Annotated in this window: 16 protein-coding genes and 1 pseudogene; 9 read left to right on the forward strand and 8 right to left on the reverse strand. The window is 64.7% G+C overall.

What is annotated here, in order from left to right; translation table 11 throughout:
• The first annotated feature begins 31 nt into the window (after positions 1-31).
• The 3 genes from A5760_RS27505 to A5760_RS00545 all read left to right on the forward strand — a co-directional run bounded on the left by A5760_RS27505 (position 32) and on the right by A5760_RS00545 (position 2,687).
• Positions 32-160: a hypothetical protein gene (locus A5760_RS27505; RefSeq protein ID WP_269198340.1), complete on the forward strand. Its 129-nt coding sequence runs from the start codon at positions 32-34 to the stop codon at positions 158-160.
• 650 nt (positions 161-810) lie between these two features.
• Positions 811-1,062: a hypothetical protein gene (locus A5760_RS00540; protein WP_064877129.1), complete on the forward strand. Its 252-nt coding sequence runs from the start codon at positions 811-813 to the stop codon at positions 1,060-1,062.
• Between the two features lie 29 nt (positions 1,063-1,091).
• A complete protein-coding gene (locus A5760_RS00545; protein WP_064877130.1) occupies positions 1,092-2,687 on the forward strand; it encodes an AMP-binding protein in 1,596 nt (531 codons plus the stop codon).
• Positions 2,688-2,887: 200 nt separating this feature from the next.
• Here the strand turns inward: A5760_RS00545 and A5760_RS00550 are convergent, their stop codons facing one another.
• From A5760_RS00550 to A5760_RS00565, 4 genes are all read right to left on the reverse strand, one after another.
• The gene (locus A5760_RS00550) at positions 2,888-3,469 is read right to left on the reverse strand and encodes a carboxymuconolactone decarboxylase family protein (protein ID WP_064877131.1); all 582 of its coding nucleotides are present in this window, start codon (positions 3,467-3,469) and stop codon (positions 2,888-2,890) included.
• 533 nt (positions 3,470-4,002) lie between these two features.
• On the reverse strand, positions 4,003-6,750 hold the full coding sequence (locus A5760_RS00555) for a helix-turn-helix transcriptional regulator (RefSeq protein ID WP_155764150.1): 2,748 nt from the start codon (positions 6,748-6,750) through the stop codon (positions 4,003-4,005).
• 837 nt (positions 6,751-7,587) lie between these two features.
• Positions 7,588-8,367, reverse strand: a complete 780-nt coding sequence (locus A5760_RS00560) for an SDR family oxidoreductase (protein WP_064877132.1) — start codon at positions 8,365-8,367, stop codon at positions 7,588-7,590.
• Between the two features lie 671 nt (positions 8,368-9,038).
• Entirely contained in the window at positions 9,039-11,852 is a 2,814-nt protein-coding gene (locus A5760_RS00565; protein ID WP_155764151.1) for a helix-turn-helix transcriptional regulator, read from the reverse strand.
• 201 nt (positions 11,853-12,053) lie between these two features.
• On the opposite strand from A5760_RS00565, the gene A5760_RS00570 reads away from it, so the two are divergent.
• The 3 genes and pseudogenes from A5760_RS00570 to A5760_RS00580 form a co-directional block, all read left to right on the forward strand.
• Entirely contained in the window at positions 12,054-12,368 is a 315-nt protein-coding gene (locus tag A5760_RS00570) for a helix-turn-helix domain-containing protein (protein WP_064877133.1), read from the forward strand.
• A gap of 3 nt (positions 12,369-12,371) precedes the next feature.
• Positions 12,372-13,121, forward strand: a complete 750-nt coding sequence (locus A5760_RS00575) for a hypothetical protein (protein ID WP_064877134.1) — start codon at positions 12,372-12,374, stop codon at positions 13,119-13,121.
• A gap of 301 nt (positions 13,122-13,422) precedes the next feature.
• Positions 13,423-13,680: pseudogene (locus tag A5760_RS00580) on the forward strand (YbaK/EbsC family protein); the annotation flags it as partial.
• Here the strand turns inward: A5760_RS00580 and A5760_RS00585 are convergent.
• From A5760_RS00585 to A5760_RS00600, 4 genes are read right to left on the reverse strand one after another with little or no spacing between them, the layout of a single operon-like run.
• Positions 13,667-14,686: a zinc-dependent alcohol dehydrogenase gene (locus A5760_RS00585; RefSeq protein ID WP_064877135.1), complete on the reverse strand. Its 1,020-nt coding sequence runs from the start codon at positions 14,684-14,686 to the stop codon at positions 13,667-13,669. The pseudogene A5760_RS00580 and the gene A5760_RS00585 sit on opposite strands and share 14 nt — an antisense overlap.
• Positions 14,683-15,867, reverse strand: coding sequence for a sulfotransferase family protein (locus A5760_RS00590; protein WP_064877179.1), 1,185 nt, complete (start codon positions 15,865-15,867; stop codon positions 14,683-14,685). The genes A5760_RS00585 and A5760_RS00590 overlap by 4 nt, the downstream gene beginning before the upstream one ends.
• Before the next feature lie 13 nt (positions 15,868-15,880).
• Positions 15,881-16,630, reverse strand: coding sequence for an SDR family NAD(P)-dependent oxidoreductase (locus A5760_RS00595; RefSeq protein WP_064877136.1), 750 nt, complete (start codon positions 16,628-16,630; stop codon positions 15,881-15,883).
• Positions 16,627-17,883, reverse strand: coding sequence for an alkyl sulfatase dimerization domain-containing protein (locus tag A5760_RS00600; protein WP_064877137.1), 1,257 nt, complete (start codon positions 17,881-17,883; stop codon positions 16,627-16,629). Before A5760_RS00600 ends, A5760_RS00595 begins: the two co-directional genes overlap by 4 nt.
• 61 nt (positions 17,884-17,944) lie before the next feature.
• Between A5760_RS00600 and A5760_RS00605 the strand changes: the two genes are divergently transcribed.
• From A5760_RS00605 to A5760_RS00615, 3 genes are read left to right on the forward strand one after another with little or no spacing between them, the layout of a single operon-like run.
• Entirely contained in the window at positions 17,945-18,715 is a 771-nt protein-coding gene (locus A5760_RS00605) for an SDR family NAD(P)-dependent oxidoreductase (protein WP_064877180.1), read from the forward strand.
• 8 nt (positions 18,716-18,723) lie between these two features.
• The gene (locus A5760_RS00610; RefSeq protein WP_064877138.1) at positions 18,724-19,344 is read left to right on the forward strand and encodes a TetR/AcrR family transcriptional regulator; all 621 of its coding nucleotides are present in this window, start codon (positions 18,724-18,726) and stop codon (positions 19,342-19,344) included.
• 52 nt (positions 19,345-19,396) lie between these two features.
• Positions 19,397-19,633, forward strand: coding sequence for a hypothetical protein (locus A5760_RS00615; RefSeq protein ID WP_064877139.1), 237 nt, complete (start codon positions 19,397-19,399; stop codon positions 19,631-19,633).
• Positions 19,634-19,682: the final 49 nt, after the last annotated feature.

Below are 19,682 nucleotides of genomic sequence, written 5' to 3' on the forward strand. Positions count from 1 at the left end.
GCGAATTCGGCAACGATGGAGCCGATGGTAGGTGGTCCGCAAAAACGCAGTCAGCTTCGCGTTGGGCCGCAGCAATGGCGTCTTGGCATCCGGAGACTTCACCTTCATAGGCCTGGACCTCGATGTCCTCGCCTCGATGGTTGACGGTTGCCGCGACTAGCTTCGGGTGGTGTCCGGCGCGCGAACTGCCATCAAGGCAGGAATCCCGGGGGCTCATCGCAGTTGTCTCTGTCGAGCAGGGACTCGCAGTTTCGCGCCGGGCCAGTCCGCCGCACCGTTGTCAATACCGCCCATCTCAACGCTCCCGCTTTTGGGCGAAACACCCCCGAGCAATCCTTCAATGAATAAGAGGCTGCAACCAATCGGTCTACCTTTGCATCGGCCAGTGGCTAGTCACCACGGCCAGCCTCTGGCTATTGGGCTGGCGACGGTTCGATTCGCGCTTTAATGAGCACGCCTAATCATCCAGTGGGCGTTGCATTTTGGATCCCGCCGTGCGCCAGGCGGGTGCGCGGCGACTAGTGAAGGGAAACTCCAAAGCCCTCGTCCGGCACACCTGCTGTCCCTGTCGCCGGTCGAGGGCCGTTCGTTCCAATCGACGGAGATCTTTTCTCGGAAGGACCTCACTAAAGCTCGCCGGTTACCTGCGGTTCTGGGTCATTGGCCCCGCAAACCGCAGGCGTGTCCGCGCACAATGACTGGCCACTGGCTGATGCAACCGAGGCCCGATTGGTTTCAACCTGATTACTGAAACCCAGCATGTGGCGTGGGTACCTGCGTTGTGACCATCTAATCGGTTGTGGAGAGGATGTGAGGACGAAAGTCAACACGGTCATCGGGGCCACCGGTGCGCAGGATCTGCGACTGCGGGCCATCACGCGAAACCCGGACAGCGCGAAGGCTCGCGCAATGGCCGCCCAGGGCGCGGAAGTGGCGGCCGACATCGCGGATGTCGACCGGCTTGGGCCGTTCCCGCCTGCCCAAATGCCCGGAAGTCACGAAGTTGTCTTCTCCACCCCAATTGGCCTGATTAACAGGATGATCGCGGTCGGCCGGGACTGATCATCCCGCTATTCAAACCCGGAGCAACTATGAGTTTTTGGAGTCCGTTTCCTGACGTGGTCATCCCGAACGTCAGCATTTATGAGTACCTGTTTGGTGATGTCGACAAGGTGGATGAGCGCCACGTGGCTCTTGTCGATGGCGTCAACGGCATTGCACTGAGCTACGGCGATCTGATCGCGCGGATTGATAGCTTCGCCGCTGCTCTGGCCCAACGCGATATAGGTGTCGGCGATGTGGTGGCGTTGCTATCGCCTAACAGCGCGGCATTCGCTGTCGCATTTCATGGAATCCATGCGGCGGGCGCGACGGGAACGCCCATTAACGCTTTGTACACCGCCGACGAGATCGCCAGACAGCTGCGGGATTCTCGGCCACAACTTCTGATCACCGCCGAACAGTTACGGCCGCAGGCCGAGGAAGCAGCGGCCGCAGCAGGCATGTCCAACGTGCTGGTCTTGGATGAAGACGACACGGCCATCCCGACTACGGGGGCTCGCCCGGAAATCCAGTTTGACCCGGCCACACATGTTGCGACACTTCCGTACAGCTCGGGCACCACGGGACTGCCCAAGGGTGTGATGCTGACCCATCGCAATCTGGTGGCCAACGTCGCTCAACTACAGCCGCTGACCTGCTTGGGCCCCGGTGAGATCCTGATCGCGGTCGTTCCCTTCTTTCACAGCTACGGCTTTACCGCCCTGCTGTGCAGCGCGCTGCGCGGCCGAACCCGGCTGATCATCATGCCCGCGTTCGACCTGCGTCAGTTTTTGGCCAACATCCAAAACCATCGATGCACACAGGCCTACATCGCTCCGCCGGTGGCCGTGGCGTTGGCCAAACACCCGATTGTCGATTCATTTGACCTGTCGTCGTTGCACACGCTGACCTCGGCGGCGGCTCCATTGGATGAGGAACTCGCCAACGCCGTCGCCACACGGCTGGGCTGTCGCATCGTGCAGGTTTACGGCATGACGGACCTCAGTCCGGCGAGCTACGTCGTTCCGCCTGATGGCGGACTTGGAACTTTGGGCATGGCGGCGGCGCTGAGCTCCTGTGGCTGGACGGTACCGAATGCCGAGAGCAAGATCATCGATGTCGGCAGCGGTACCGAAATCCCGCTTCCTACTGAAGGTTTAAGTGACGCAGGGGAGCTGTGCTTCCGCGGACCCAATGTCATGGCAGGGTATCTGGGCAACGAGGCCGCGACCGCACAGACCATTGACACCGATGGCTTTCTGCATACCGGTGATCTGGCACGCGTGGACGCATCGGGCTGCATCTACATCGGGGACCGGCTCAAAGAGCTGACCAAATACAAGGGCTACCAGGTTTCACCTGCTGAGCTCGAGGCGTTGCTGTTGACCCATCGTGGGATCGCCGACGCCGCGGTTGTCGGGGCCAGCGATGAGGATTCGGGTGAAGAGATCCCCAAGGCTTTCATCGTCGCGCAGTCCGACGCCGCACTAACCGTAGATCAGGTCACTGACTTCGTGGCCGGCAAAGTCGCCCCCTACAAAAAGATCCGCCAGATCGAATTCATCGACGCCATCCCCAAGTCGCCGACCGGCAAGATCCTCCGCAACGTGCTGCGCGTACGCCGCGGCGCGCCTTGGAACGGGTGACCATGGACGAACGGCAAGCCACCCCAACGGAACCCGCGCACCTGGACCTGCGGCTAAACCGCCCGACGGCCCGGCGGTACCGGCCGCAAATCAACGGACATTCAGCACCAAATATGTTCAATCCCAGTCGTCGACACGACACAGCATGCAGTTCTGATCGCGCGGGACCGACGAGGTGGCATCCGTTCGGCACGCTGCCGCTAACCAGAGGCCGCGACAGAATCCGAATTCCATGGCGCAAATCGGCCGTCCGCGAGGGCGTTGAGCTTAGGCAGGTCATCAACGACGGCCCAGGACGCGACCATTCGTCCAAAGCCGACGTTAATCGCGCAGTTGACGCCCAATTCGACCAGTTCATCTTCGGTGAAATGTGTTCGCAGGTCGTCATACACCGAATCGTCGATTGCCAAGTGGTTGGTGGCAAAGAGGTCCGCGAACTTGAGGGCACTACGTTCGGCTGGCGACAGGTCTGGCGCCTCGGCGGGCCGCTCCAGCGAGCACACCGCATCCTCGGTGAGCCCGTCGTCGAGCCCGCTTTGGTAGCGAATGGACATGCAGCTGCGGCACTGGTTGTGGTAGGCGATGCGTAACCGGGTGAGCTCCAACAAACGCGGCGGCAGGGTTCCGCTCGTGCGCAGCTTGGCTTGTAGCTCGCCGAAAGCCGTGGCGACCTCGGGTCGGCGAGAAAGAATCGCACTTATCTCAAGGTTGATGCGATCTCCGTGGCCGAGGTCAGTCTTGGCAGCTCCTGAGAAATCGATCGAGGGTGCAATGCGGGGCATTTCGCGTCTCCTTAGATTTTGGTCGTGCCACGTCAGACCTTCGTCGCTCACGTTGGGTGTGGGCTGGACGCCGGTTCTGGTGCGGGATTGGTCAAATACCAACTCTAACTTAGCACTTAGCCATCTGCTGCGTTGGATGATGGGAAACCCGCTCCCGCCGAACCCAATTCCCTGCCTCCTGGCCAGGCAGGGACGCGACTCCGAGCATAGTGTGTCGAAACTATTTGTGGCGCAGCTACTTCCATGGGGGTATCATGCCTCACTGACCGATTGATGTTGACCACGTGAGCTGTGACGCGAGCATCGAAGCCTTGCGTCAGACGTTCAACGGTTGACCGGATAACTATAGCCGTCCGTGCTACACCGCAGCACGATAAGTTGTTGCCTCACATCGGGTTTGCAAGAGGTCGAGGGCTTTGGATGGCTCCGCCATCGTCGCTGACTCGTTTAAGTCGTTCCCGCTAAGATGGTTTCGCGATGGTCAGTGCTCGCCATCGTCATGCCGCGCCCCGATGCAATTTTAGGTACGACTACTAAGGCAGGACACGGTCGAGCTGGCTGCGTGAGGTGATGTCGAGCTTGGCGAAGACTTTGCGCAGGTGATACTGAACCGTCCTAGCGCTGATGAACAGCCGGGTGCCGATCTCCGGATTCGACAGCCCGTCGCGGGCCATCCGTGCGATTTGGAGTTCCTGAGCGGTGAGCTCGCGATCGCTCACAATAACGCTACGCTTACGGGCTGTCTCGCCAGTCGCGAACAGCTCACGCCGGGCGCGCTGGGCGAAGGCCTGCATGCCGATCGCCTCGAGCATGGAGTGGGCAGTGCGCAACTGCTCGCGCGCATCAGTGCGGCGGCGCTCGCGGCGTAACCATTCGCCGTACAGCAGGTGGGCGCGGGCGAGTCCGGCACGCACTCGGGTTCGGCCAAAATGGTCGATCGCCCGGCGATAGAGGCCCTCGGCGACCTCGCCCTCACTCAACAGCGCGCGTGAGCGGGCCTCAACCGCCACGGCCCAGTCGGTGCGGCAGACACTGGTCTGTTCGGTCAGCCGCTGCAGGGCATCGGCTGCTGTCTCGGGCATTCCGGCGCGCACGGCAGCTTCGACGAGTTCGAGTAGGGCCCACGGCGGCGACCCCAGGGTGCCATCCTGGTAGACGGAGCGTTGGGCCGCGATCATCGCCTCTTGGTAATTGCCGATGCCGTTGTTCAGCGCCGCCTGTGCCCAATCGGCGACGACGGCGATGCCTTCACCCCGTCGGGCCGAGTCCTTTTGGGTCGCCTCTATGAGGGCCAATGCTGGCGTGGGGTCACCGCGATATGCCGTCAGGCCCATGGCGCCGAAGGGAGCGAGACGAACCCCGGTGGCCTGCACCGCGGCCTGCAGTTCCTCTATCAGTGGTGCTGCGGCGGCGAAGTCGCCGATGAACACAAGCATGAGCGTCCGCAGGGTTAGGGCAAGCGGAATCTCACTGAGCGCGCCCGAGCTACGGGACAGTCGGACATGCCGCTGAGAAAGCCTGTCCCAACTGTCGTCATCCCACACGGCAATCGCGGCCAAGCAGGCGAGCCACAGCCACCGGAACTCGTTGTTATCGAGGCCGCTCTCGAAGCCGACCAATGCGCGCCGGAAGAGTGGTACAGCTGCCGCATATCCGTCGCAATACCAAGCCGACATACCGTCGAGCAGGAGGTCGTGCGGTCTCGGCTCATGCGCTGGCGGCGGTGCCGTTGTCATCGCGTGCGCGACTTCCACGACGGCGCCGCCGACCGCTAGGCCTTCGACAATGACAGCGGCGGACAAGGATTCGAGATAGGTCGCTCTGGAGAGGTCCCGGTCAATTCCGGCCAGACGTCTGGCGGCCTTCAGCAGCAGTGGCGGGGCATCACTGCCTCGGTTCGCCACGAAAGCGATTTGTGCGCGCACCATTTCGGCACGAGCCTGCTGGAAATCACTGAGTGGACCGGCTTCTGTCGCGATCAGTAGCTCCTGCGCCGCAGCCAAGTCACCTACCTGTGCCTTTGCCGACGCGGCGGCTAAGGCTCGCTCCGCCCGTTTTGCGGGATCCCCCGTCAGCACGTGGGCGCGTTCCAGGAATGCCGCTGCGGCGGCCAGCCCACCTCGGGCCTGCGCCTGATCGGCCGAGCGTTCCAGCTCGGCGGCGACATCCTCGTCTGGTCCAGCTACCGCATGAGCGCGGTGCCACGCGCGACGCTCTGCATCGGTGTCGGGATCGATGGCCTCCGCCAAGGCGCCGTGCGCCAGCCGTTTGTCTTCCGGCGACGCCCACCGGTAGGCGGCCGAGCGCACCAGCGGATGGCGAAATCGCACGCGGCTACCGAACACCGCCAGACCCGCGTCGGCCGCAGGTCTGGCTGCCTCGCGGGGGATCCCTAGTCGGGCGGCCGCTTGCCATATCATCGCCGAGTCGCCGGTCGGATCGGCCGCCGCGAGCAATAACAACCGGCGGGTCTCATATGGCAGCGCCTCGACACGGGTGCGGAAGGTTTCCTCCATGCCGACAGATACGCGTGCCACGTCGGGAAGTCCGTATCCGCCGGCCAGTTCGGCTGGTGTCAGGCTTCGTGGCACTTCTAGCAGCGCCAGCGGATTGCCGCCCGTCTCTGCCACGATTTGATCGCGCACCCGCGGGTCCAATGGCCCGGGCAGTGCGGAATCAAGGAGCGTCGCCGCCTCGGCGGCCGGGAGACCGCCGACAGGCAAGTCTGGCATTCCTCCCAGATCCTGGTCGAGTTCCCGAACGCCGAATACCAAGCCGACCGACTCCGCCCCGAGCCGACGACCGACGAACGCCAAGGCCTGCGCCGAGGCGCGATCGAGCCACTGCACGTCGTCGATGAGGCACAGCAGCGGCTGTTCCTCCGCCGCGTCCGATAGCAGGCCCAGCGCCGCCAATCCGATCAGGAACTGATCCGGTGCAGGGCCCGAACTCATGCCGAATGCCGTTCGCAGTGCATGCCTCTGGGGGTCAGGCAGGCGGTCGACTCCGTCGAGCATCGGTGCGCATAGCTGGTGCAAACCGGCGAATACAAGCTCCATCTCAGATTGGCATCCCGCCACCTGTTCGACCCGGAAACCTGAAGCCCGTTCGGCCAGGTAATCCAGAAGTGCCGTCTTGCCGACTCCTGCCTCCCCATGCACGACCAGAGCCCGGCTTTCACCGCCCAGGACGGCAGCGAGCAACCCGTCGAGCACGCGGCATTCCAGAGAACGGCCCGTCAGGCTCGTTGCAGCACTCCTTTTTTCGAACCGGCTCGACACAGGCACGACGTTATATCGGTCGTCAGCCGATGTGAATTTTGTCGGCGTGAGGGATGACTCTCAGTCTCACTGGATCCCATTGGACTCCTCGCCCACACCCTGCCGCTGCCCCAGACCAAGCCGCCGCCACCCCGGAGCCGCCTATCCGGTCCCAGGGGCACTGCACCTCCAACACAACCCGCCGCAATCCAGCTCGATACTGACTGCGGCCAGTCTGGACGACGTCTCGGTGAACCTCACCATTGTCTGCCAAGCCAAAGATCCGCTGCCGGTCAAACTCTCGCTCAGCCCTACAGTGACGATCCTCGAAAAGGTTTGGCGCACAAGCAGCTGCGCCGGTGCCCGGGCTGGGCCAAAGCCACCTGCGCCAAAGTCGCTGGCGCCGACGGCCCAGTACCCCGCTACTGGTGTCTTGCCGGCGCGGACCGCTACGCCAACAGAGCGATCGCCCGCCACCTCGACAACCCACACCAGCAAACCGCCGCCTATACCGGATCCTCGCCGGACCGATCAAACCGTCGGTGGCCGAAGTTGCAGGAGCTTCAGAGCCCGCTTCGCCGAGAAAGATTCTCACATCGAGCACCTCGCGTGGAGTTAGCGATTTCAACGGTGCGTCCTAACACCACTGCACGGCGGTTCATCATAGAATGGCGTCGCGAGAGTGGTTGCAGGGAATAGCATTACGGCTGCGCGGTACCGATCATCGAGCTTGGCCGCGCGAATCCAATAGTCGGAGATACGGCTTTAGCGCCGAGTGCTCTATAGGGTTTACACGACGAGATCCCTGGCATGCCAAAGTCTTTCTCCGGCGACCGCGACCACGCGCAGTGCACACGATCACAGCGTTGGGACCATGCCCCCGTCAATCGTCACGCCGGCTCCCATCATGTTGGCGAACCGATCACTGGCCAGCATCATGACCAGGTCGGCAACCTCGCCGGGACTGGTGAAGCGGCCGGTTAGCGCGTTTGATCCGAACTCTGCGATGACCTGTTCAGGCGACTTGCCGCTGGCGTCGCCCAGCTTGACCGCCACCCCGTCACGGCCAGCCCAGAAGTCGGTAGCTACCGGACCGGGATCGACCGTGTTGACGCGAATGTTTTGCGGCCCGAACTCCTTTGACAATGCCTTGGCGAGGTTATTGAAAGCCGCTTTTGCGGCGCTGTAGTCCACGACCATCGGAAGAGGCAGGCGCGCGTTGACGGATCCGACATTGACGATCACACCCCGGCCGTTGGCAAGCATGGCCGGGATTGCGGCCCGGATCGCCCGCACGCCGGCCATGAAATCCAGATCGAGCGTGTGCTCCCACATCTCGTCGGTGATCCCGAGAAAGCCGTCGAGCCGAGACGCGGCGAAACCCACGTTGTTGACTAAAATGTCGAGCCGATCGCCGGCAGCTTCTATTAGCCGGGCGGGACCGCTGGGCTCGGCCAGGTCGACGGCGACCGCCTCGACCGCTCCCCCTTCGACCAGCTCGGCCAGCTCGGCACTGACTGAGCGCGACCCAGTGACCACCCGGGCGCCTTCCTCAACGAAACGTTGAGTGACCGCCAAGCCGATGCCTTTACTGGCACCGGTCACCACCGCGAGCTTGCCGTCGAGACCCAATTTCATGCCCACTCCCATCACAAACGCACCATGTCGGCCCAAACTAACTCATGTCGGCGGAATGAGTCCTCACAGTCACCCGAAACCCAGCACGATGACTAGCCACCGGCTGATGCGAACGCGGTCCATCGCTACAAGGCTCTTATTGATTGGGGGAGTACGGCCTGGGCACGAGGGAAAGCCAAATGGGCATCAGAATTTTGGCGTTCGTAGGGAGGTGCACGCCGGTTCCTATAACCGACAGCTCGCCGAAGCAGCAGTCAAGCTCGCCCCATCGATTCCCTGTGCGGCGACGCGCTTTTGGCAAATCCCTCCCAATTACGACGAGAAAATCACCAGAAATTGCCTAAGGTCCCGATCGCGCTCGCCGCCATAGTCCAACGCCGGAGCAAGGCTGAGCCCACTCGCACGAATTCTTAGAAGGAACCGTCGAGTCAAAAGTATTCATTGCCACTCGCCCGTAGGAGTCCGAGTCCATCGCGTACGACCCTGCCAAGGCCAGTATCCGAACAGCAGACCGTGGGTTGGTGTGGCACGGCGCGTTTCTATTTTTGATCGGCTGGTGACGGGCACGCAGGAGCGGCGCTTCCACCGAGGGAGCAGAAGCCTGATTTGCGGTCGCCCACTTCTGTCATCTGCCAGCCCGGCAGTCGGTAGCACGGTGACCGCGACGGTGCTCAACGGAACCGGTCGGACCGAAGTGACCTAGTCGCAGCCGCGCCGCCGCTACGTTGCGGTGGACGGTCTGTCGGGAGGACTCGATCAAGCTGGCTGCGTGAACTGATGCCCAGCTTCACGAACACCTTGCGAAGGTGATGCTGGACGGTTCGTGCGCTAATGAACAGCCGTGCGCCGATCTCTGGATTGGTCAGCCCGTCGCGCGCCAACCGGGCGACCTGAGCCTCCTGTGCTGTCAGCTCGGGGCCGTTTTTGATGCGCTTGCGGGCGGTCTCGCCGGTGGCGTGAAGCTCCCGCCGGGCCCGTTCGGCGAATGCCTCCGCTCCCATCGCATCGAGCATGTTGTGCGCGGTGCGTAGCTGCGCCCGCGCGTCAGTAAGGCGGCGTTCCCTGCGCAGCCATTCTCCGTAAAGCAGATGTGCACGCCCGAGTTCAATTCGCATCCGGGTCCGGCCCAGCCGCTCGATCGCCTCGCGGTAGCTCCGCTCCGCCTCGATACCATCGCTGAGCAGCGCCCGTGAACGCGCTTGAACGCCTAGCGCCCATTCGGTTCCACTGGCACCAGTCATCTCCACAAGCCGCGAAAGGTTATCGGTTGCGGTATCCATCATGGCGCTGCGCACCGCCGCTTCGATCAGCTCAATCAAGCACCACGGCGATGCGCCTAGGTCGGTAGGGTGCTCGGCGGCGCGCCCGGCCGCGGCCAGCGCCTTCTCGTAGTTGCCAATGCCGTTGTTCAGGACCGCGGTGGCCCATTCGAGGACGGTTATCCCAATGCCTTCGCCCCTCGACATCGCATCCCGTGTCGTGGTCGCCGTTAGTTCCCGCAACGCAGCTTCGTCGGCGCGAAGCGCAGCCAATGCCAACGCGCCGTACGGAGAGAGGCGTTCGCCCGTTGCCTCTGTCACCGTCTGCGCCTCTTGCACGAGTGATTCGGCGGCGTCTAGTTCGCCGGCGAACACAAGCATCACCGCGCGGGAACTGAGAGCCAGCGGCAGCTCAGTCAGCGCGCCGGCCGCGCGGGCAAGCTCGACGTGGCGTGCCGATAGGGCAGCCCAGCTCTCATCATCCCAGATGTGCAACGCCGCGACGCCGGCCAGCCACAGCCAGCGCAGTTGTTCGTCGGACGACGTTGCGGGGTGAGCGGCGCTGACCGCGCGACGCAAAAGCGGCAGGCCTGCCGCATACCCGTCGGTGTAGAGCGCGGTCAAGCCGTCGACGAGAAGGTCGGGTAGGCGCGGAGTCGAGGGAGGCGGTGACTCTTGGGCCGCGCGTGCCACATCCACCACTCCGCCGCCGACGGCTAGCCGGCCGGCGAACATGGCCGCCGACAGCGCCTCCAGGTAGGTCGCGCGGGAAAGCGTGGGATCGATCGGCTCAAACCGTTCGGCGGCCTTCAATAATAGCGGCGGGGCATCGCTGCCGCGGTTCGTGACGAAGGCCAGCCGGGCGCGGATCAGGTCCACGCGCGCGCGCTGGAAATCGGTGAGCGGCCCGCTTTCGGCGATAATGAGCAGCTCCATCGCCGCGTCAGTTGAACCGGCGTCGATCTTGGCTGACGCTGCGGCCAGCGCCCGGGCAGCCCGCTGCGCAGGCTCGCGCGTAAGCATCGTCGCGCGCTCCAAAAATGCGGCCGCAGCAGCCAGACCACCGCGTGCAGACGCCCGGTCAGCCGAACGCTCAAGTTCCTCGGCGACGTCCTCGTCGGGTCCCGGGGCCCCTTGGGCTCGGTGCCATGCGCGGCAGTCGGGATCGGCCTGTGGATCGGTCACTTCTGCCAGTGCTCGATGCACCCTCTGCCTTTCCTCAACCGACGCGGACCGGTACGTCACTGAACGTACGAGGGGATGCCGAAAGCGCACGCGGGTGCCGAAGTCAATCAATCCGTCTTCAACAGCGGGTGCTGCCGCATCGGTGCCGACTTCAAGCAGCGCGGCAGCGCTCCAAACCAGTGCTGGGTCGCCGTTCGGCTCGGCTGATGCGGTTAGCAACAGCCGCTGTGTCGGCTTAGGCAAAGCCGCCACACTACTCCGGAAGCTTTCTTCCATCGCCGCCGACAGCCGACGTGCCGCCGCCGGTAGTCCGAACCCTCCAGCCAACTCCTGCACATCCAGGCTCCGCGGCAATTCCAGTAGTGCGAGCGGGTTGCCTAGGGTCTCGGCAACAAGCTGGTCGCGGACCTGTTCATCGAGCCGAACGGTCAATACGGCGTCCAGAAGTACTCGGGCATCCGGCTCCACAAGGCCCTTGACCTCGATCTTCGGGAAGGTGCTCAGATCGGGATCGGGAGCGCGCGTCGCCACGATCAGGGCAACCGGTTCAGCCGCCAACCGCCGGGCCACAAATGCGAGGATTTCGGCCGATGCGCGGTCCACCCATTGTAGGTCGTCGATCAGGCAGACGAGGGGCTGCTCCTCGGCGGCATCGGCAAGCAGGGTCAGGACGGCCAGCCCGATCACAAACCGTTCCGGTGCTGGACCGGCCCTTAGGCCAAACGCCGTGCCCAGCGCATCGCGCTGTGGCGTGGGCAGATTGTCGAGACCATCCAGCATGGGTGTGCACAACTGGTGCACCGCGGCGTATGCAAGCTCCATCTCCGATTCGACACCGCCAGCGCGCGCCACGCGGCAGCCCGAGGCGTGTGTCGCCACATAATCCATCAGCGCCGTCTTGCCAACCCCCGCTTCACCGTGCACCACCAGAACTCGGCTTTCGCCGCCGCGCACCGCCTGTAGCACTCCGTCCAGGAGGCTGCGCTCGGCTCGGCGACCGACCAAGCCCAAGTTGCGGCGTTGGAATCCCCCCGGGCCCACAGCGGCGACCTTCTAGCCGAACACAAAGCGCGATGCCCGCTGCTCAAGGGCGTTTAAGCGCCGGTCGATAAAGGTGAGCAGCATGCCCCGTGACTATGCACGTAATCCTTCAGTGCGTCAATTTAAAAGCAGACTGCTCATTAATCTGCCAGGTTGCAAGTTACTTTGACGTTACGCCTGATCGGGACCTATGTTGCTCGCATGGATCTCTATGGCTTGGTATCGCCTGAAGTGCTCGCCCGCCGCATCAGGATGATCATGGGCGCGCAGAAGCTGTCTCGTAAGCGGATGGCTGAAGCCGTCGACATCAGTCGGCCATCCTTGGCGAACAAGCTGGATGCCAAAGTGCCATTCACCTACAACGAGCTGTTGCGCGTGATCGCCGTCCTCGGCGTTGCCTGGGAGGAGCTGCTCGCCGGACATCGTGACGATAGCCCGTTAGCGGATGCTTCTAGGGACTACAACCGGCCAATTAGGCTGCGCGACTTCCAGGCGCGGCCCGATCGCAGACTGTAAGTAATGCAGTTTGCAGAATCCATACCGCCCTTGGTTCCCCTCGCGACCGCTGCCGCGCTGCTCCCTGCCGGCTATGTCCTGTGGATTCGCCGCCACACTTGGCGTACGCCTTGGGAAACCGCAGCCACGCTCAACGTGCTGCTACTGGGCCTCAACGCGCTACTGACGGCTCCGCGTGTGGATCGTTGGGTCAGCCCGAAGTTGCACAGCGTCACGGGCTGGTGGAACGTCGAGGAGCTGATCGGACACCTGTGCTACCTCTGCGCCCTGATGTCGCTGTTGTACATGGCTGCGGCCAGGTTAGACATGACCGACCGGCAGTTAAACCGGTTCATCAATAGCCGCATCCGAATACCTGCGACGGTGTTCATCCCGTGGGTTGTCTTCACCTTCTTCTATGGGGGCTGTGCCGATCGCTACGTTCCTGACCTTCTCCTCCTCGACCCATCGCCATGGCAGATGTGCTACAGATGGCTATACATCGTGGCCACCGTCTTTCTACTCGGCCAGGCGGCGACGGTGTTGTTGATCTTACGAAGAGATCCATACCAGACCCGCGCCGCCGACTTGTATCTCGCCGCGATTGCTCTCACTTTCATGGGCTGCTTCGCGTTCATTTTCGACTGCAACGACGTGCTCAGGTGGGCCTTGATTCGCGTCGTGGTTGTCGCCTACGCCGTGGCTGCCGGGTACTCCTGGCGCTCCAAGCTGCGTTACCTGCGCGGCACTCCTCCCCTTCCCTGTGATCGGTGATGCGGCAGAGCCGTTAAAGGTGGCGATTATCCGCATGCCTCGCCGTGGGACTCGCTCGAGCTGATCAAGGCGGCCGCACGCAGCCCTAGGGTGATACCGCTGTCAAACCTTGAACCGGCCTGAAGCGGTAGGCAGTGCCAGCGGCGCTGACCCCGGCGCTTGGCGTTGAAGCCCGGTTCGAGTACATCGAAACTCGTTCAGGCGCACCCAAGAAATTGCCGACAGTCGCCCCTGTACCAGTGCCAAGTCGTCTATACGGTAATCGCTCATGCTGGAGCCGATTGGGACGTGTCGGTTCGCCTCTATCGCCGCGGCGTTGGGTGCGCCCAGGGTGAGCATGGCCGAGCCGGCGGCCGCCGAGCGGGCGACCGGCTATGTGGTGGGCGGCATTTCGCCGTTCGGACAGCGCAGGCGGCTGCGCACGGTGCTGGACAGCACGGCGTTGCGCTGGGACCGGATGCTGTGCAGCGCGGGCAAACGGCATTGGGAGGTCGCGGTGGGGCCGCGGGATCTGATCCGCCTCACCGGCGCGATCACCGCCGACATCAGCAGAACGTGACGACGACCTTGTCCGCCGCTCCCGGGGTGTGCGCCAGTTCGAGCGCCTCGCCGACGTCGTCGAACGGGATGGTGTGGCTGACGATCAGCGCGTACTTCTCCCAGTTCGCGACGAGATCCCTGGTCACCTCGAAGATCTCGTCGGGATAGCCCATCGATCCCAGGATGGTGATCTCGTTGCTCATCACGTTGACGAACTCGACTGGCACCGGTTCCTTGTGCACACCAACGATTCCCAGGGTGGCACCCTTCTTGGCCGCGGCCAGCGCGGTGTTGATGACGGCGGGTACACCGGCGGCGTCGAGGTAGATGTCGGTGCCCGCGCGCCCGGGTAACCCGGGAATTCCGGCGTCGCCCTCGCCGTGCAGTTCGATGAGGCGGGCCGGCACGTCCTCGTCGGCGGAGTTGATGACGGCGTCGGCGCCGACCTGCAGCGCCTTGTCCAGGCGGCTGGGGATCAGGTCCGCGACGACGACGTGGCTGACGCCAAGGGATTTGAAGGCCAGTACGGCGCCCAGCCCGATCGGCCCCGCCCCGAACACGAGGACCTTGTCCGTCGGTTTGGGCCGGCAGCGGTTGGCGCCATGGCGCGCGACGGCCATCGGTTCGTTGAGCGCGGCCACCTCCCAGGGGATGTGGTCCGGGATCACTTCGAGACTCGTTCCGCGGACCGCGTTTTCGATGAGTAGGTAGTCGGCGAGTGCCCCGGCGGCGCCGCCGTTGCCGATGATGCCGCTGGGCGCAGCCATCGGGTTGATGACGACGTGGTCGCCGACGGACAGTCCTCTCACCTCCGACCCGACCTCGACGACCTCCCCGGCCGGCTCGTGCCCGAGCGGGGTGTGCCCCTGGCGCGGCGGGATGCCGCCGATGGTGATGTAGAACGAGTCCGAACCGCAGATGCCGCAGGCGCGCATCCGGACCAGCACATCGCGCGGGCCGACGTCGGGACGCTCGATGTCGAGCACCTCCGCCTTGCCCGGGCCGGTGACGACGGACGCTTTCATGGCGTGGCCTCCAGTTCGATGTCGAAGGTATCGAGGTACTCGGCGAAGGTCGGCGCGAGCTGTTCGACGGTCAGGCCGTATTCGTCGAGGCTGTAGGAATTGAGGCCGAACACATCCTGGGGGTGCTCGGCAAGCCAATTGCGCATGCGCGCTTCGGTTTCGGCGGTCAGCGGTTCGTCCGCCCACTCGTAGATGCGCCGCATCACGCCCATCGGGTCGCGCATCATCTCGTGGTAGTACATGTGGAAGAAACGTTCGTCGCCGATGCGGTCGCGGGCGCGCAGCGGCCGGTCGACGTGGTAGCCCATCTGCCACATGGCCAGCCGGCCCATCTCCGTCTGATCCAGCAGCTCGGTGTTCATCACCAGGCTCTGCGGCAGCCGCCACAGGTTGCAGAGCGAGCCGGTCGCCTTGTACGGATCGCGGTGCGCCCAGATCAGTCGGGCGTCGGGAAACACCTTCAGCAGCGCCTCGATGTGCACCGAGTGCGAGGGCATCTTCAGGCTCCAGTTGCCCGGCGCGGTGGACTGCAGGACCTGCAGGTAGCGCTTCTGGTACTCGTAGGTGCTGCTCATGTCGGCCTCGTCGAACAGCCAGCGCGCGTAGCGATCCGTCGGCAGGAACGAGTCCCAGGACAGGCCCTTGAAATCCTGGTTGTGAATGAACATGTCCTCGGTCGGACCGTCGGCGTCTTCCCAGTGCGGCAGCGGCATTTTCGCCTGGGTCACCAGTTCGAGGATCTTGCGTTGCTCTTCCAGCAGGGCCAGGCATCGCGGGTCGGTGCGCAGCGTGTCGGTACCGGCGGGCGGGATCGGGTCGACGCACTGCCAGTGCAGCAGTGATCGCCGGCCCGGGTCCTGGTCGAGCAGGTAGCTGATGACGGTGGTGCCGGTGCGGGGCATGCCGAGCACGATCAGCGGCCGCTCGACGGGCGCGTCCAGCACGTCGGGGTGCGCCTGGATGTAACCGTGCACCTGCATGCGCCGCCCCAGCGCGTTGGTGGCATCGTCCAGGACCCGCTCGCGGCCGAACGGGGTGAAGGCCGGCGAGGTGTTGAGCTCGTCGAGAATGAGCTGCAGTCCGTCCCGCCATGAGTCGGAGTCGATTTCGCTGAGGCCGGTGCGCTGGGCCGCCAGTTTGAAGACGTCGTCGACGGTCGCGATATTGGCTAGTCCATTCATGTCGCTCATGGCTCTAGACCGTCAGGTATCCGCCGTCGACGGCGATGGTGCTGCCGGTGATGTACGAGGCGGCGTCGGTACACAAGAACAGGGCGGCGCCCGCGCAGTCCTGGGGTGTGCCGGGCCTGCCCAGCGGCGTGTGGAAGCCGATCTCGACGTCCATCACCTCGGGAATCCCCATGGCCGGGTGCGTCATTCGGGTGTCGATGAGCCCGGGCGCGATGGCGTTCACCCGGATGCCGTCATTGGCCCAGCGGCGGGACAGGTTCATGGTCAGGGCGAGCAGACCCATCTTCGACGAGGCGTAGCCCGGGACGAAGACCGCCGAACGGAACGCGGACATCGAGACCACGCTGACGACGCTCGCGCCACCGGGAGCCTGGCTGGACTTGAGGCGTTCATGGCAGCGCATGGTGAGCCGCATCGGGCCGAGCATGTTTTGCGTCACCGACGCGACGTAGCCGTCCGGGTCGTATTCGTCGCCGGCGGGATAGGGGCCGCCCGCGTTGTTGACCAGGATGTCCAGTTCGCCCAGCGAATCGGCCAGGGCGTCAACGGATTCGGGATCCTGGATCTGGCACTGGCGGTAGGTGAACGCGTCCAACTCCGTCTCGGGGTAGTCGGCTGCCGAGCCCCGGGTGCCGGTCACCGTGACGGCAGCCCCGGCGCCGGCGAAGGCGGCGGCGATCGCGTTGCCGATGCCGCTGGTGCCGCCGGTCACCAGCACGTGAGCGCCGGTGAAATCGAAGTTGACGGTGTTCATTCCGATTCCCTTTCTAAGGTCCTCAATTCGTTGATCGACTTGGTGAGCCAGGCCTTTTCCCAGAAGTTCTCCGTGTCGGCCAGCAGTGCCTCGTGCGCGTCGGCGGCCACCGCCCGGGCACCGGCATGCATCGGCTGGGCGGCCAGGATCAGGTCCGTGAGGTGGATGGCCTGCACCGCGCGGCCGACGGCCAGGTGGGCGCGTGCGGCGTCCACCAGCGCGTCGGCGCCGGCGGCGCTGACCACGTCGGCGGCAACCGAATCCGGCGCCACGCCATAGAGTTCGGTGGTGGAGCGATGCCGGAACCATCCGGTGTACATCTCCCAGATGGCCCGCACGTTCCAGGAGGTCTTGCCGTAGCCCTCGCCGATGTCGAGGTGCTCGGGCACCTTGACCTCGCGCATCGCGGTGTGGATGTCGGCGCCGGAATTCATCAGTTCGGCCGTGCGGTCGTGCACGGACTGCATTCCGTCGCGCATGGCCGTGACCTCCTCGGCGATGCGGTCGGCCCCTTCGATGGGGTCGAAGTGGCCGGTGATCAGCCGCCGCGGTCCGTATTCCAGCACGGTATTTAACGATTCGATGTAGAGAATCGGGTCGCGGTACCGATCGCCGCGGATGGTCATCAGGTTCGGGACGTGGCCGAACAGCGGTCCGAACAGGTTGCCGGTGAACAGGATCCGATCCTCGGGCAGCCACACCACCAGCGCGTCGGTGGTCTCGCCGCCGGGCGTCCACGCCAGCTCGAAGGCGCGCCCGCCGACCGTGATGCTCATGCGCTGGTCGAACGTCGTGGTCGGCTCGGGGAACGAGAAGTCGATGGTCGCGGGGTCGATGGTCTTGAAGTGTTCGAGCACGGCGTCGGAGAACTTCTGGAAGGCGAACGACGTCTTGGGCACGCGGTAGCCCATGAGCAGGGTGTTGTCGTCGCGCCAGTACCGGTAGTTGCGGTGCATCACCACTTGGGTTTGTTCGTCGCGCAGCGAGTTCACCCCGCCCCAGTGGTCGGCGTGCCCCTGGGTGACGATGATGGCCCGCGTCGGGCCGGCCACGTCGGCAAAAGCCTTGCGGTGCAACGGGCCCTCGAAGACCAGCCCGCCGTTGACGATCACCCGTCCGTCGTCGGTGGCCACCGCATAGGAGTTTGAGACGCCCGGCGACATCCAGACGCCATCGCCCAGGGGCCGCGCGGGGGTGTCCGTCGCCGCCGAGAGGTCGTCGGCCCCGGGGCGCTCCCGATGAATCCCTGCCATGACTGGCGATCCTCTACAGTTCTAGAGGTAAAGTCAATAGTCTCGAGGCGGAAGGGTGTTCATGGGACTGCGCGGTTTGACCGACAAAGTTGCCATCGTCGTCGGTGGCGCCACCGGCATCGGTGCGGCGACCGCCGCGCGGCTGGCCGACGAGGGTTGCCGGGTGGTCATCGGCGACGTCGCCGTCGACGCCGCGCGGCAGACGGCGGCACGGATCGCCGCGGACGGCGGCACCGCGACCCAGGTCGCCTTCGACCTGGCCGACCCCGCGTCGGTCGCTGGCCTGATCGATTCCGCCGCAACGACTTACGGCGGGGTGGACCTGCTGTTCAACGTGGGCGCCGACATGAGCACCATCCGCGCCGACACCAACGTGGTCGACATCGACTTCGACGTCTGGGACCGGGTGATGACGGTGAACGTGCGCGGGTATGTGGCGGCGATGAAATACGCCATCCCGGAAATGCTCAAACGCGGCGGCGGGGCGATCGTCAACATGTCCTCGGCGGCGGCGTTCCAGGGCGAGCCCGCGCGTCCGGCGTATGCCACCGCGAAAGCCGGCATCGGCGCGCTCACCCGACACGTCGCGTCCCGGTGGGGAAAGGACAACATCCGGTGCAACGCGGTCGCACCCGGCTTCACCGCCACCGAGACCATCCGTTCGGTGCCGCAATGGCCGGACCTTCAGGCCGCCGCGCTCAAGCGCATCCGGGGCCCCCGCGTCGGCGATCCCGGCGACGTCGCCGCGCTGGTCGCCTTCCTGCTATCCGCCGAGGGCGAATGGATCAACGGTCAGGTCGTCAACGTCGACGGCGGCACGGTGCTGCGCTGAGGACGGTCATGACCACCGACAGATCCCGCAAACGCAACGGCGACGCACGCCGTCGCGATCTGTGCGATGCGGCGATCCGGGTGCTGGCCGAGCACGGCTCACGCGGGCTGACGCACGGGCAGGTCGACCGCGTCGCCGACGTCCCCGAGGGCACCACGTCGTATTACTACCGCACCCGCGCCGCCCTGCTGCGCGGCGTCGGCAAGCGCGTCGCGGAGATCGATGTGACCAACCTGCAGTCGGTGATCGACGAGCCGGTCGATCCGCGCTCCCCCTTCGCGCATCTGGCGCGGCTCACCATGATTCAGGCCGACGGGTCCGGCCTCATGCTCAACAGGGCGCGCCACGAACTGCTGCTCGGCGCTGCCCGCGATCCCGGTCTGGCCGAAACGTCGCAGGTGTTCGTCGCCCGGATCAACGGCATGGCCCGCGACGCCATCGCGCACCTGCAGCCCGATACCCGCGACCCGGCGCTGTTGGCCGCGCAGACCACCGCCGTCACCACGTTCATAGCCGGTGTCTTCACCCGGCTGGCCGCCGGCGACCGCGACGTCGGGGACGCCGAGCAACTCGGCCGTCTGCTGGAAGCGGTGGCCACCGCGGTGGCGCTCGCGGCCCGGCGAAGTTGAGCATCCGGCGAAAACCACTCCTCAGCCCGTCGATTCCGCATACCGTTGACCGATGGACATCAAGCGTTTTGCCGCAGCGGGTCTGCTGGCAATGGCCGGGCTGTTGACGATCGGCGTGGGCGTCAGCGGTGCCGACACGATTCAGACGGAGGGCAATTACCCGACGCGGGAGGCGTGTCAGAACGCCGGCCCGGGCGTGAAGGCGACGACGCCAGGCAGCTGGAACAACTTCTGGTGCGTTCCGGACCGTAACGTCAACGGCAACTGGAAGTTGGTGCTCAGCAACTGATTTAGGCCCGCCCGCGGTGGGCCGTCGCCCGTGACGGTCCGGTGCCTTG

It is taken from the genome of Mycobacterium colombiense, from assembly GCF_001665835.1.
Lineage (GTDB): Bacteria > Actinomycetota > Actinomycetes > Mycobacteriales > Mycobacteriaceae > Mycobacterium > Mycobacterium colombiense_A.

Coding starts and splice junctions, on each gene's coding strand:
- A5760_RS00560 (WP_064877132.1), bottom strand. CDS start 8,367: ATGAAATTGGGTCTCGACGGCAAGCTCGCGGTGGTGACCGGTGCCAGT.
- A5760_RS00585 (WP_064877135.1), bottom strand. CDS start 14,686: ATGAAAGCGTCCGTCGTCACCGGCCCGGGCAAGGCGGAGGTGCTCGAC.
- A5760_RS00595 (WP_064877136.1), bottom strand. CDS start 16,630: ATGAACACCGTCAACTTCGATTTCACCGGCGCTCACGTGCTGGTGACC.
- A5760_RS00550 (WP_064877131.1), bottom strand. CDS start 3,469: ATGCCCCGCATTGCACCCTCGATCGATTTCTCAGGAGCTGCCAAGACT.
- A5760_RS00610 (WP_064877138.1), top strand. CDS start 18,724: ATGACCACCGACAGATCCCGCAAACGCAACGGCGACGCACGCCGTCGC.
- A5760_RS00605 (WP_064877180.1), top strand. CDS start 17,945: ATGGGACTGCGCGGTTTGACCGACAAAGTTGCCATCGTCGTCGGTGGC.
- A5760_RS00615 (WP_064877139.1), top strand. CDS start 19,397: ATGGACATCAAGCGTTTTGCCGCAGCGGGTCTGCTGGCAATGGCCGGG.
- A5760_RS00600 (WP_064877137.1), bottom strand. CDS start 17,883: ATGGCAGGGATTCATCGGGAGCGCCCCGGGGCCGACGACCTCTCGGCG.
- A5760_RS00570 (WP_064877133.1), top strand. CDS start 12,054: ATGGATCTCTATGGCTTGGTATCGCCTGAAGTGCTCGCCCGCCGCATC.
- A5760_RS00545 (WP_064877130.1), top strand. CDS start 1,092: ATGAGTTTTTGGAGTCCGTTTCCTGACGTGGTCATCCCGAACGTCAGC.
- A5760_RS00590 (WP_064877179.1), bottom strand. CDS start 15,867: ATGAATGGACTAGCCAATATCGCGACCGTCGACGACGTCTTCAAACTG.
- A5760_RS00575 (WP_064877134.1), top strand. CDS start 12,372: ATGCAGTTTGCAGAATCCATACCGCCCTTGGTTCCCCTCGCGACCGCT.